The organism is Nocardia terrae, from assembly GCF_009760405.1.
Lineage (GTDB): Bacteria > Actinomycetota > Actinomycetes > Mycobacteriales > Mycobacteriaceae > Nocardia > Nocardia terrae.
Genome location: NZ_WRPP01000001.1, coordinates 618,395 through 631,477, shown reverse-complemented (window position 1 = coordinate 631,477; position 13,083 = coordinate 618,395). Strand labels below are relative to the sequence as shown.

Sequence of the window (13,083 nt, the reverse complement as noted above, 5' to 3'; positions counted from 1 at the left end):
TGTGGCTGATTCCCCGTCGGCGGCCGCGCCGGAGTCGTCCCGCCCGGCTTGACATCGGTGGTCGGGCAGCTGCCTCCGGACGGTTTCACCGAACCGTCGGAGCACTTCTCGGGTTGCGGCTGGGGCTGGGGCGAGGTCGGACAGGTCCCGCCCGACGGCTTCACCGAACCGTCCCAGCACTTCTCCGGCTGCGGCTGGGGCTGGGGCTGGGGCGAGGTCGGACACGTCCCGCCCGACGGCTTCACCGAACCGTCCCAGCACTTCTCCGGCTGCGGCTGCGGTTTGGGCGAGGCCGGACACGTGCCACCCGCGGGCTTCTCCGAACCGTCCCAGCAGTACTCCGGTTTGGGCTTGGGAGCCGGTGAGGTCGGGCATGTTCCGCCCGAGGGTTTGACCGAACCGTCCCAGCAGTACTCCGGTTTCAGGCAGCCCTCGCCCGTGCACTTGCCGTCGCTGGTGCCGCCGCCAGTGCATTTGGTGGGATCGTCGCAAGAGTTGCCGCCGCCCTGACCCGGTACGCCGTCACTGGTTCCGGTGCAGTTGGGCGTGGTGCAGTCGTTCTTCGGCGGATTAACCGTAGTAGAGGGGACTTTCGCCGGCGCGCGCTCCTGCGGCGCCGGTGCGGACACCGTGGTGATCGGGACCGGTTGGGTCGCACTCGGATCGGCCCATCCGATACCCGCGGGAACAACCAGGACGATCGCACCGGCGAGCAGCAGGATGAGGTGTAAGGTCCGGGGTGAAAGTCTCACCGCGCGGGACAGTTTCGCATGCCGGTCCCCACCGGCACGCCGACCGGAACGCGCTATTTTCGTCATCGGCGTGACCTCGCTTGTTCGATGGTAAGGCCACACACGCCCCCACCGCCCGGTCTATCGCGGTGCTGATCACGCGCGTTCACACCTCCGACCGACCAGTCCGCTCACTCTGCCAGCCGTGCACCCTACGATTGCGGTACCGACTGGGACACCCCATCGCTCCGGAGAGGACAATCGTCACCATGCACCGTTCCGCGCCGAAGAGTGATATCGACGAGTCCAAGCTCGAAGTCACCGCGCCGAAGACCGCGGCCGCGGGCGTCAAGGCGGTCACCGTCGCCCTGGAACGCGCGGTCGAGGAGATGGGCGTCGCCCGCACGGCCCGCACGCTGGCCCGGGTGAATCAGCGGCACGGCTTCGACTGCCCCGGCTGCGCCTGGCCGGAACCGACCGGTCGACGCCGTCCGGCGGAGTTCTGCGAGAACGGCGCCAAGGCCGTCGCCGAAGAGGCGACCCTGCGCACCGTCACCCCGGAATTCTTCGCCGAGCACTCGATCGACGAGCTGTCGGGCAAGTCCGGCTACTGGCTCGGCCAGCAGGGCCGCCTCACCCACCCGATGGTCCTGCGCGAGGGCGACACCCACTACTCCCCCATCACCTGGGACGACGCCTACCGCCTCATCGCCGACACCCTGCGCGGCCTGGACTCCCCCGACGAGGCCGCGTTCTACACCTCCGGCCGCACCGCCAACGAAACGGCGTTCCTCTACCAACTGCTGGTCCGCAGCTTCGGCACCAACAACCTGCCCGACTGCTCGAACATGTGCCACGAATCCTCGGGCACGGCGCTGGTCAGCTCGATCGGCATCGGCAAGGGCTCGGTCACCATCGACGACTTCGCCAGGGCCGACCTGATCATCGTGGCCGGGCAGAACCCGGGCACCAACCACCCGCGCATGCTCTCCGCGCTGGGCGAGGCGAAGGCGCACGGGGCCAAGGTCATCGCCGTCAACCCGCTGCCCGAGACCGGGCTCATCGGGTTCAAGGACCCGCAGACCGTGAAGGGCTTCACCGGCGGCATCACCATCGCCGACGACTTCCTGCAGATCCGGCTCGGCGGCGATATGGCGCTGTTCCAGGGTCTGGGCAAGCTGCTGTTCGAAGCCGAGGACCGTGCGCCGGGCACCGTCGTGGACCGGGCCTTCGTGGACGCGCACACCGCGGGCTTCGCCGAATACGAGAAGCAGATGCGCGCGGTCGATCTCGCCGTCGTCGAACAGGCCACCGGCCTGACCCGCGAAGACCTCGACCGCACCGCGAAGCTGCTGGCCGAATCGAAGTCCACCATCATCTGCTGGGCCATGGGCCTGACCCAGCAGGTGCACGGCGTCGCCACCATCGAGGAGGCGACCAACCTGCTGTTGCTGCGCGGCATGATCGGCAAGCCCGGCGCGGGCGTGTGCCCGGTGCGCGGGCACTCCAATGTGCAAGGCGACCGCACCATGGGCATCTGGGAGAAGATGCCCGAAACCTTCCTGGCCGCCCTGGACCGGGAATTCGGCATCACCAGCCCGCGTGAACACGGCTTCGACACCGTGGACGCCATCCGCGCCATGCGCGACGGCCGCGGCAAGGTGTTCGTCGGCATGGGCGGCAACTTCGTCTCCGCGACCCCCGATACCGAGGTCACCGAGGCGGCGCTGCGCAATTGCGAACTCACCGTGCAGGTTTCGACCAAACTCAACCGCAGCCACGTCGTGCACGGGCGCACCGCGCTGATCCTGCCCACCCTGGGCCGCACCGACGAGGACACCCAGGGCGGTGTGCGCCAACAGGTCTCGGTCGAGGACTCGATGTCCATGGTGCACCTGTCCACCGGCCGTCTGACCCCGGTCAGCGACCAGCTGCGCAGCGAGGTCGCCATCGTGTGCGAGCTGGCGCAGGAACTGTTCGGGCCGGAGCATCCGGTGCCGTGGGCGGAGTTCCAGCGCGACTACGACAAGATCCGCGACGCCATCGCGAACGTCGTCCCCGGCTGCGCCGACTACAACGCGAAGGTCCGGGGCCGCAACGGCTTCCAGCTCCCGCACCCGCCCCGCGACGCCCGCGAATTCCGCACCGACACCGGCAAGGCCAATTTCGCCGCCAACGATCTGCACTGGCTGCCGGTCCCCGAGGGCCGGCTCATCCTGCAGACCCTGCGCAGCCACGACCAGTACAACACCACCATCTACGGCCTCGACGACCGCTACCGCGGCATCCACAACGGACGGCGTGTGGTGCTGGTCAACCCCGAGGACATCACCGCCCTCGGCTTCGCCGAAGACGATCTGGTGGACGTGATCTCGGAGTTCGGCGACGGCGTGGAGCGCAAGGTGACCGGCTTCCGCCTGGTCGGCTACTCCACCCCGCGCGGCAATGCCGCCGCCTACTACCCCGAGACCAATCCCCTGATCCCCCTCGATCACGTCGCCCTGCGCTCGAACACGCCCGTCTCCAAGGCCGTCACCATCCGCCTCGAACACCACGTCCACACCGCATGAGCAGAGTCACCGCGCGTCGCCGTACCCTCCGAATCTCCCCCACCGGCACCATCACCCGGCCCGACACCCTGGCCGTGGAGGAACCGCTCGAAATCCGCACGGGCGGACAGTCTCTGACCGTCACCATGCGCACGCCCGGCGCGGACATCGATCTGATCCACGGGTTCCTCTACGCCGAGGGCATCATCGACTCGGCCGAGGACATCGTCAGCGCCCGCTACTGCGCGGGCACCGACGAGAACGGGCAGAACACCTACAACGTGCTCGACGTCCAGCTCCGCACTCCGGTTCCCGTCACGCCGCGCCCGTTCCTGACCAACAGCGCCTGCGGCCTGTGCGGAAAGACCGCGCTCGACGAGGTCGCCACCCGTATCCGGCATCCGCTGCCCGCCGATACCCCGCGCGTCGAGATCGACACCCTCGCCAAGCTTCCCGACGAACTCCGTTCCCGTCAGCAGGTTTTCGACGCTACCGGCGGCCTGCACGCGGCGGGTCTGTTCACCGCCGACGGCACCGCGATCGCGGTCCGCGAGGACATCGGCCGCCACAATGCCGTCGACAAGCTGGTCGGCTGGGCGCTGCGCGAGAACCGGCTCCCCGCACACGATCTGCTGCTCATGGTGAGCGGCCGCGCCTCCTTCGAGCTGGTCCAGAAGGCCGTCATGGCGGGCATACCCCTGCTCGGCGCGGTCTCGGCCCCCAGTTCCCTGGCCGTGGACCTGGCCGCCGACGCCGGGCTCACCCTGGTCGGTTTCCTGCGCGGCGAAACCATGAACGTCTACACCGGGGATCACCGCCTGGCGCTGTGAGCGCCCCGGCGTTCCACAGGGTGAGGCAGCGGGGTCCCTACGCGCCGCCCGGCTGTTATTCTCCGCAGTAGAACACGTTTCACTTTTGATGGGAGTCTTCCATGGCAGCGCAGCCCCGGGATGTGGTCGAGCAATACGTGAAATTGGTAGCCACCGGGCCCACGTCGGCGATCGTCGACCTCTACGCCGAGGACGCCGTGGTCGAGGACCCGATCGGCACCCCGGAACGCCGCGGCCACGAGGCCATCGGCGAACTGTACAAGGCGCTCGAGAGCCTCGACCGCGAGACCGAGCTGCACACCGCGAAGGTGGCCGGCAACAAGGTGGCCGCGCACTTCACCCTCGTCACCGTGTCCAATGGGCACCGCATGACCCTCGCGCCCATCGACGTGATGGAACTGAACGACGAGGGCAAGATCGTCACCATGCGGGCCTACTGGGGCCCCGACGATCTGAAGATGGAGCAGATCTAGCCCACGGGGTTGTCCCCTCCCCCTCCCCGAATTACGGTGGCAGCACAGTGATTCGGCGAGGGCGGGAGGGCCTGTGCGGATCTCGTTGCGCGGCACCGGAGACGGCGTGCGAGTGAACTTCCGGCTGGAAGTGAACCGGCGGCGGTGGATCGCGCTGTTCGCGATCCTGGGCTTCCTGGCCGCGGTCGGCGCGCTGACCGGACTGTGGGCGGTCGTCGCACCCGAATCGTTCTACGACTCTTACCCGTTCGGCCTGCACTGGGTGCGCGGCGACGGACCCTACAACCACCACCTGATCACCGATGTCGGGGCCTTCTTCCTGGCCCTGGGAGCCATCTCCGGGGCGGCCCTGTGGTACCGCGACAGCGTCATCGCCCGGGTGGCGGGCTTCGGCTGGCTGGTCTTCGGGGTCCCGCACTTCATCTATCACGCCTTCCACCGCCCCGAGGCGCTCACCACCCTCAGCTACACCTTCGACGTGCTCGCCGTCCTACTGCTCCCGGTGCTGGCCGGGGCGATCCTGCTCGTCGCTCCCCGCGAGCGTTTCCCGGTCCCCGAGCCCGCCCCCTTCACCCTGAGATTTCCGCGCCGTCAGCAGCCCCCGCGCCGATGAATTCTCCGGTGCCGCACCGTCGTAACAGGTGAGACCAACACACCGATTTCCGGAGTAACGGAGTAAAGGTTCAACGGCGAACCACGGGGGATCAACGGCGATTCCCGCGACGGGCGCGATCGGTTCCACCGACCGTCACCGACTCCACGGCGATCCGGCGGTGTTGCCACTGCGACGGAACGCCCACAGGAGAACATCATGGAACTGTCGGTCACCCAGTTCGTCACCATCGACGGTGTGTATCAGGCACCGGGTGGACCGGAGGAAGATCCGAGCGGGGGGTTCACGCACGGAGGCTGGTCCGCGCCCTACGGCGAGGAAGCCTTCGGAGAATTCATCATCTCGGTCTTCGAACGCGCCGACGCCTTCCTGCTCGGCCGCCGCACCTACGAGATCTTCGCGGGCTACTGGCCGCACCACAATCCGCCCGGCCACCCGATCGCGAACAAGCTCAACGACCTCCCCAAGTATGTGCCGACCGGCACCCTGGAAAAGGCCGACTGGTCCGGCACCGAACTGCTGCACGGCGACCTGGTCAAGGAAGTCACCGAACTCAAGGCCCGGCCCGGCCGCGAACTCCAGGTCCACGGCAGCGGCGCGCTCGCCCAGTCCCTGCTGGCCGCCGATCTCGTCGACACCCTCAATCTCTGGATCTGCCCGGTCGTCCTCGGCACCGGCAAACGCTTCTTCGCCGAGAACGCCCGGCCCACCGCTTTCACGGTGACCGAATCCCGCATCACCCCCAAGGGCGCGATCCTGGTGACCTACCGCAAGCAGGGTGCCCCGACCTACGGCACCGTGGGCGCCGAGGACTGAACCGTCGAAAACGAAACCGGCTCCGCGAGAGGAATTCTCGCGGAGCCGGTTCGGCTTGTGGAAGGGGTTTCAGGGGAAGCCCCTGAGAGCCCGAGCGTTGTTCCGGGTTAAGCCGACTTCTCCCGGCGTTCCGGGGTCTGACGCTTCCGGGGCACGATCGTGGGAAGCACGTTGTCGTTCACCGTGTCGGCGTTCACGACCACCTTGGCCACGTCATCCCGGCTGGGGATGTCGTACATGACCGGGAGGAGCACTTCCTCCATGATGGCGCGCAGGCCACGAGCACCGGTGCCGCGCAGGATCGCCTGATCCGCAACGGCTTCCAGAGCGTCCTGGGTGAATTCCAGGTCCACGCCGTCCATTTCGAACAGGCGCACGTACTGCTTCACCAGGGCGTTCTTCGGCTCGGCCAGGATACGGACCAGGGAGTCCTTGTCCAGGTTGGTGACCGAGGCGACGACGGGCAGACGGCCGATGAACTCGGGGATCAGACCGAACTTGATCAGATCCTCGGGCATGACGTCGGCGAAGTGATCGGCGGTGTCGATCTCGGCCTTGGAGCGGACCTCCGCGCCGAAACCGATGCCGCGCTTGCCGACTCGATCCTGAACGATCTTCTCCAGACCCGCGAACGCGCCCGCCACGATGAACAGCACGTTGGTGGTGTCGATCTGGATGAACTCCTGGTGCGGGTGCTTGCGGCCGCCCTGCGGCGGAACCGACGCCTGCGTGCCCTCCAGGATCTTCAGCAGCGCCTGCTGCACGCCCTCACCGGAGACGTCACGGGTGATGGACGGGTTCTCCGACTTGCGGGCGATCTTGTCGACCTCGTCGATGTAGATGATGCCGGTCTCGGCGCGCTTCACGTCGTAGTCGGCGGCCTGGATGAGCTTGAGCAGGATGTTCTCGACATCCTCGCCCACGTATCCGGCCTCGGTGAGCGCGGTCGCGTCCGCGATGGCGAACGGAACGTTCAGCATCTTCGCGAGGGTCTGCGCCAGATAGGTCTTGCCACAGCCCGTGGGGCCGAGCATCAGAATGTTGGACTTGGCCAGCTCGACCGGTTCGCCCCGGGAGTCACGGCCCTTGTCGCCCGCCTGAATTCGCTTGTAGTGGTTGTAAACAGCCACGGCTAGCGTTCTCTTGGCGGAATCCTGCCCGATCACATACTGCTCGAGAAAATCACGGATTTCCGCGGGCTTGGGCAACTCGTCGAGCTTGACCTCGCTGGATTCGGCGAGCTCTTCCTCGATGATCTCGTTGCACAGGTCGATGCACTCGTCGCAGATGTACACCCCCGGTCCCGCAATGAGCTTCTTGACCTGCTTCTGGCTCTTTCCGCAGAACGAGCACTTCAACAGATCGCCGCCATCACCGATGCGCGCCATCTCCTGGGTCCCTACTTCCTTGTCCGCGTGCAACCGTCTGTCTTGGTTGCCGGTGACTACCCACCTTTTGTAGAGCTTGTGCCGCCACCCTGCGATGGGGTGACGGCGGTCGGACTGGCCGACAACCACGAGCAAAGGCCCTAGAGTGACCGTACCCGCTCGAGTCGGCCGAGGTCGACAACTTGAGCACGTTTCCCGTCGGACATGTGCGTGGACTCACCGTTCGCGGCTCGAAATGACTTCCGCGACCTGGTGAATTACTTCACCAGGATTGGCCCCGGTTACATGAGTAACGAGTCCAATCCTATCGCCCCGGTGGCGGCGACACGCCGTCTCCGCCACCCGCGCGAATCACTACTGGGCGCTCAGCCCGTCACTTCTGGGCGCTGAGCTTGCGGTACTCGAAGACGGTGTCCACGATCCCGTAATCCTTGGCCTCGTCGGCGGTCAGGATCTTGTCGCGGTCGGTGTCCTTGCGGATGACATCCGCGTCCTTGCCGGTGTGGCGGGCCAGCGTGGTCTCCATCAGGCGACGCATGCGCTCGATCTCGGCGGCCTGGATCTCCAGGTCGGAGACCTGGCCCTGGATGCCGCCCGAGGTGGAGGGCTGGTGGATCAGGATGCGGGCGTTGGGCAGCGCGGCGCGCTTGCCGGGGGCGCCGGCGGCGAGCAGCACGGCCGCGGCCGAGGCGGCCTGGCCCAGGCAGACGGTCGCGACGTCGGCGCGCACGTACTGCATGGTGTCGTAGATGGCCATCAGCGCGGTGAAGGAACCACCGGGCGAGTTGATGTACATCGTGATATCGCGGTCCGGGTCAAGGGATTCCAGCACCAGCAGCTGCGCCATGATGTCGTTCGCGGAGGTGTCGTCCACCTGCGCGCCGAGGAAGATGATGCGCTCCTCGAACAGCTTGTTGTACGGGTTGGACTCCTTGACGCCGAAGCTCGAGTGCTCGACGAAGGACGGCAGGATGTAGCGGCCCTGCGGCATCTGCATCTGGTTGAGCGAGGAACCGGCGGCGCTGAAGGTGATGCCCGCGGCCCGCGGATCGATCATGTTGGACATACGCGTCTCCAAAGTCTGTGTGGGGTGCGGACCTAGTTGCCGTTCGCCTGGCTCGCGTGGGTGATCACGTGGTCGATGAAGCCGTAGTCGAGGGCCTCGGCCGCGGTGAACCAGCGGTCACGGTCGGCGTCGGCGGTCACCTGCTCGACGGACTTGCCCGTGAACTGCGACTGCAGCTCGTTCATCTCACGCTTGGTGTACGCGAACTGCTCGGCCTGAATGGCGATATCCGCGGCGGAACCACCGATGCCCGCCGACGGCTGGTGCATCATGATCCGCGCGTGCGGCAGCGCGAAACGCTTGCCCTTGGTGCCCGCGGCGAGCAGGAACTGTCCCATCGAGGCGGCCAGGCCCATGCCGACGGTGCGGATGTCGCACTCGGCGAACTGCATGGTGTCGTAGATGGCCATACCCGCGGTCACCGAACCGCCGGGCGAGTTGATGTACAGCGAGATGTCCTTGGTGGGATCCTCGGCTGACAGCAGCAGAATCTGGGCGCACAGCCAGTTGGCGATATCGTCGTCCACCTGCTGGCCCAGGAAGATGATTCGATTCTGCAGCAGGCGCTCGTACACCGAATCATTGAGCGTCAGAACAGCCGTGGATGCCTTCATCTGCACCCCTGCCTGAGAAATTGTCACGGATACCTGCCCTCTCTCAACGGCTCGGTTACAAGCCCCTACTGATTCGCTGACACAAACCCTAACGAAGCAGGGCGGCACCGAACTCCCGGTACCGCCCTGCTTCGCTCACAGCGCAAACCTATACCCCAACTCTCGGTAAGGCTCTCAGGGGCTCCCGCCCCTGAGACCCCGGCCGCGAATCCGGCCCGCGTCGCGGTGACGCGGGCCGGATTCGGACAATGGACTTGCGCTGTGCGACCCGGCTCTCGCCTGCCGCGCGGTCTCAGCGATCCTCGCCCATCCACCCCTGTCACGCACGGATTTCCGGGCTCGCGTCGCCGATCTCGCGGCCGGGTCGGATTCGTTTCCTACTTGGCCTCGGCCTCGGCGGCTTCGGTCGCGTCGGCGACGGTCGCGAGCTCTTCGGCGGAAACCTCTTCGGCCTCTTCGGCCGGGTTGCCGAACATCTCGGCGGTGTCCACGGTGTTGCCCGCGGTGTCGGTGACGGCGGCCTGGACCACGACACCGGCCAGCGCCTTGCCGCGGCGGACATCGGCGAAGACCGCGCCGAGCTGGCCGGCCTGCTGGATCTGCTGGATGAACTGGTCCGGGCTCATGCCGTAGCGCTGGGCCTGGAAGATGATCCGCTCGTACAGCTCGTCCTGGCCGACCTGGGTGTTCTCGGCCTCGGCGACCGCGTCCAGCAGCAGCTGGGTCTTGACCGACTTCTCGGCGGCTTCCTTGGTGTCCTTCTTGAACTCCTCGAGCGAGGAACCCTGCTCTTCGAGGGCCGCGGCCAGCTTGGCCTCGTCGTGGTCGAAGCCGTGGACGGCGTCGTGCTCGACGGCGTCGACCTCGGCCTTGACGACGCCCTCGGGCAGCGGGATCTCGACGGTCTCGAGCAGGGCCTCGAGCACCTTGTCGCGGATCTCGCCGGCCTGGGTGACCTTCTTGACGCGCTCGACGCGGGTCTTCAGGTCTTCCTTCAGCTCGTCGACGGTGTCGAATTCGCTTGCCAGCTGGGCGAACTCGTCATCGACCTCGGGCAGCTCGCGCTCCTTGACCGACTGCACGGTCACGGTGATGACGGCTTCCTTGCCCGCGTGCTCGCCGGCGACCAGCTTGGAGGTGAAGTCCTTGGACTCGCTCTCCTTCAGGCCGACCAGGGTCTCGTCCAGGCCCTCGATGAGCTGGCCGGAGCCGACCTCGTGGGACAGGCCGGTGGTGCTGGCCTCCTCGACGGCCTCGCCGTCGACGGTGGCGGACAGGTCGATGGAGACGAAGTCGCCGTTCTCGATGGCCCGCTCGACCGACTTCAGGGTGCCGAAGCGCGCGCGCAGCGACTGCAGCTGCTCGTCGATGTCGGCGTCGGTGATCTCGATCGGCTCGACCTCGACCTTGATGGTCGAGAAGTCCGGGAGGGTGATCTCCGGGCGGATGTCGACCTCGGCGGTGAAGGCCAGCTCCTCGCCGTCCTCGATCTTGGTGATCTCGATCTCGGGCTGGCCGATGACCTTCACCTCGGTCTCGATGACGGCCTCGCTGTAGCGCTTGGGCAGCACGTCGTTGACGACCTGCTCCAGCACCGCGCCACGGCCGACACGGGCCTCGAGAAGCTTGGCCGGCGCCTTGCCCGGACGGAAGCCGGGGATACGGATCTGCTGCGCGAGGGCCTTGTAGGCGCGGTCGAAGTCCGGCTTGAGCTCCTCGAAGGGCACCTCGACATTGATGCGGACCCGAGTCGGGCTCAGCTGCTCGACGGTGCTCTTCACGGACATGCTCCTTGTTCGTTGTTCATGGTTGACGTCTAGGTTCCCCCCGAACGCATCCCGACCAGGTTAGTCGAACGCCATATCGGACCCGCAATCGGATGCGTAGGGGACGCGACGACTGATTTAGTTCCGACCGGGTAACTCGTCGGGCACGCCCAAAAACCGACCCGGCACTTACCGGCAGCCCGGTACGAGACAGGTGAGGCTCCCAACGACCGGCAAAAGTCTCGGGGAGGCGGGGGAGCTATTTACCGACCTTGACGGCGTCAGTGACGAAGACCAGGGTCTCGTTGGGCTTGATGCCCTGGCCGCCCTGGCCGTAGCCCAGATCCGGCGGGATGACCAGCAGGCGGCGGGTGCCCTGCTGGATGCCGACCAGGCCCTGATCCCAGCCCTTGATGACCTTGCCCGCGCCCAGCGTCAGGTCGAAGGTCTGGCCGCGGCTGAAGGAGCTGTCCAGCTTCTTCTTGTCCGACCAGGTGACCAGCGTGTAGTTGGCGCTCAGCGCCTGCCCGGCGGCCGCTCCCGGCCCGGTGCCGGTCACCAGGTCCTTGGTGAACAGTTCCTTCGGCGGCTGGCAGCCGTCCGGCAGGGTGATCTTGGGCGCTTCGCCGAAGCCGCCCTCCACCTTGATGGAGCAGTCCTTGCCGTCGGTCGACGGCAGCGCGACGGTGAACGTCTGCGACGTCTTGGCCGCCGTGGTCGACGTGGCCGAGGCCGACTTGTCGTCCTTGCCGCTGCTGCCGCAACCCGCCACCAGCACCAGCGCGGCCGCGACCGCACCGATCGCACCGACCTTGCCCACCAAGCGCATTCCCGCTCCTGTCCAGTCCGGATTGCCGCAGCGATTGCGACGCCGCGCCGAACCTACACGGACGGATCGGTTCGCGCCGGGGAGGGCGCGGCCGAATCAGCCGGCGTCGACCAGGACCGCGTACTGCGCGGCCGCCCTCCGGTGCGCCGCCGATTGATCCGGACCGTAGACGAAGGCCAGGTAGCGGCCGTACTGCACCTCGCAGACGACCGCCCGCTGCCCACCCTGCGATTCCTCGACCCGATCCTGCTGGCAGTCCGCGTCCGGCACGCCGGACGGCGGTGACGCCTCGGACCGGTTCACGGCCGTGAATCGGCTCAGGGCCCGATGCGCGGCCACCGCGTCGGAGAAACGAAGCAGCCGACCGGAATCCCCGACGGCCATGGCCTCGGGGGTGGACTCGGCGAGGTCGAGCGCAACGGCGGCCTCGACGGGGCCGTACACCACTCCGGTCGCGCTGCGCTTGCCGCCCCACCCCGCGATGCGGCCGCCGTCGTTCACGAAAAGCTCTGGGTAGGGCCATTTTCCGGGGTCGGAGGGCAGCACCCGGCTCAGTAGTCCGGTCGGGTCGAGCGGCAGTGCGGGCACCTGGTCGGCTGGGGTCGGGGTGAAGGCGTCCAGGCGGGGCAGCTCCGCGTCGAAGGCGGCGGTGACCAGGGATCTCAGCGCGTCGTGATCGGTGGTCGCGGCGGTGACGAAGAGGGTGACGACGAACGGGCCGTGTGCAAGGGTGGCGGCCATGGTCGGCACGTAGGGTCGCCAATGACCGTATGTCGCAAAGTATTCGGGGAAAGGGACCTCGACATTGTCGCGGTTGACCGCGAAGTCGGCCGCGTCGATCTGCCGGGCCGCGTCGATGGCCGCGGTGTTGTCGCGCACGCGCAGCACCGTGAGACGCACCGACCGTGAGGCGCCGATCACCGGCGGCTCGCTCTCGGCATCGGTGCCGCCGATGCTGAACCCGGCCAGCATGCCGTATCGAGCGAGGGTGTCGGCGTTGACGTCGGCCAGGATGCCGACCGCCGCCGCGGGGGTCGGCACCGGCACGGCCGAGATGGTTCGCAGCGCCGGGTCGATCGCGCGCGGCGACACCACGGCGTCCGACATCCGCGCCGATTCCAGCAGCGCGCTGTAGGTTTCCCCGGTGTCGCTCGCCGCGGCCAGGGGTCGGCCGCTGTAGCCGCCGAGGTCGAGGCCGCCCAGTTGCGGCGGCGCGGGCCGCGGCACACCCGCGATCGTGCAGGCGCTGACCAGCAGCGCGATCGAGAACACCGGCACCCGGGCAGCGTGCGCGCGCCGGACCGTCGGATCGGATCGGCGCATACCGCCACCCCCGTCATAGCAGTTCCGGTCCGGCGAGACCCGTCGCCGGACGAACCTTTTCGAGTGTGGGCGCAACTGCGTTGTG

12 protein-coding genes are annotated in these 13,083 nt (G+C 67.4%); 6 read left to right on the top strand and 6 right to left on the bottom strand.

The window, feature by feature from the left end; translation table 11 throughout:
* Positions 1-48 precede the first annotated feature (48 nt).
* The 6 genes from GPX89_RS02800 to GPX89_RS02775 all read left to right on the top strand — a co-directional run bounded on the left by GPX89_RS02800 (position 49) and on the right by GPX89_RS02775 (position 6,012).
* Entirely contained in the window at positions 49-510 is a 462-nt protein-coding gene (locus GPX89_RS02800) for a hypothetical protein (RefSeq protein ID WP_157354901.1), read from the top strand.
* Positions 511-1,000: 490 nt separating this feature from the next.
* A complete protein-coding gene (locus GPX89_RS02795; RefSeq protein ID WP_157354900.1) occupies positions 1,001-3,301 on the top strand; it encodes an FdhF/YdeP family oxidoreductase in 2,301 nt (766 codons plus the stop codon).
* Positions 3,298-4,110: a formate dehydrogenase accessory sulfurtransferase FdhD gene (fdhD, locus tag GPX89_RS02790; RefSeq protein WP_157354899.1), complete on the top strand. Its 813-nt coding sequence runs from the start codon at positions 3,298-3,300 to the stop codon at positions 4,108-4,110. Before GPX89_RS02795 ends, fdhD begins: the two co-directional genes overlap by 4 nt.
* 101 nt (positions 4,111-4,211) lie before the next feature.
* Positions 4,212-4,583 (top strand): nuclear transport factor 2 family protein, encoded by a 372-nt coding sequence (locus GPX89_RS02785; RefSeq protein ID WP_157354898.1) that lies wholly within the window; start codon positions 4,212-4,214, stop codon positions 4,581-4,583.
* A gap of 73 nt (positions 4,584-4,656) precedes the next feature.
* Complete coding sequence (locus GPX89_RS02780; RefSeq protein ID WP_328601443.1) at positions 4,657-5,196, top strand: hypothetical protein; 540 nt, start codon at positions 4,657-4,659, stop codon at positions 5,194-5,196.
* Positions 5,197-5,394: 198 nt separating this feature from the next.
* A complete protein-coding gene (locus GPX89_RS02775; protein WP_157354897.1) occupies positions 5,395-6,012 on the top strand; it encodes a dihydrofolate reductase family protein in 618 nt (205 codons plus the stop codon).
* A 107-nt stretch (positions 6,013-6,119) separates the two neighbouring features.
* Here GPX89_RS02775 and clpX read toward each other — a convergent pair whose 3' ends face one another.
* The 6 genes from clpX to GPX89_RS02745 form a co-directional block, all read right to left on the bottom strand.
* On the bottom strand, positions 6,120-7,400 hold the full coding sequence (gene clpX, locus GPX89_RS02770) for an ATP-dependent Clp protease ATP-binding subunit ClpX (RefSeq protein ID WP_157354896.1): 1,281 nt from the start codon (positions 7,398-7,400) through the stop codon (positions 6,120-6,122).
* 373 nt (positions 7,401-7,773) lie between these two features.
* Entirely contained in the window at positions 7,774-8,397 is a 624-nt protein-coding gene (locus GPX89_RS02765; RefSeq protein WP_033086575.1) for an ATP-dependent Clp protease proteolytic subunit, read from the bottom strand.
* A 101-nt stretch (positions 8,398-8,498) separates the two neighbouring features.
* Positions 8,499-9,080: an ATP-dependent Clp protease proteolytic subunit gene (locus GPX89_RS02760; RefSeq protein WP_157354895.1), complete on the bottom strand. Its 582-nt coding sequence runs from the start codon at positions 9,078-9,080 to the stop codon at positions 8,499-8,501.
* 377 nt (positions 9,081-9,457) lie between these two features.
* The gene (gene tig, locus GPX89_RS02755; RefSeq protein ID WP_328601442.1) at positions 9,458-10,861 is read right to left on the bottom strand and encodes a trigger factor; all 1,404 of its coding nucleotides are present in this window, start codon (positions 10,859-10,861) and stop codon (positions 9,458-9,460) included.
* Between the two features lie 244 nt (positions 10,862-11,105).
* The gene (locus GPX89_RS02750) at positions 11,106-11,675 is read right to left on the bottom strand and encodes an FKBP-type peptidyl-prolyl cis-trans isomerase (RefSeq protein ID WP_157354893.1); all 570 of its coding nucleotides are present in this window, start codon (positions 11,673-11,675) and stop codon (positions 11,106-11,108) included.
* A 96-nt stretch (positions 11,676-11,771) separates the two neighbouring features.
* Positions 11,772-12,998 carry a DUF7373 family lipoprotein gene (locus GPX89_RS02745; protein WP_157354892.1) on the bottom strand — a complete coding sequence of 409 codons (1,227 nt, stop codon included), beginning with the start codon at positions 12,996-12,998 and terminating at the stop codon, positions 11,772-11,774.
* Positions 12,999-13,083 lie beyond the last annotated feature (85 nt).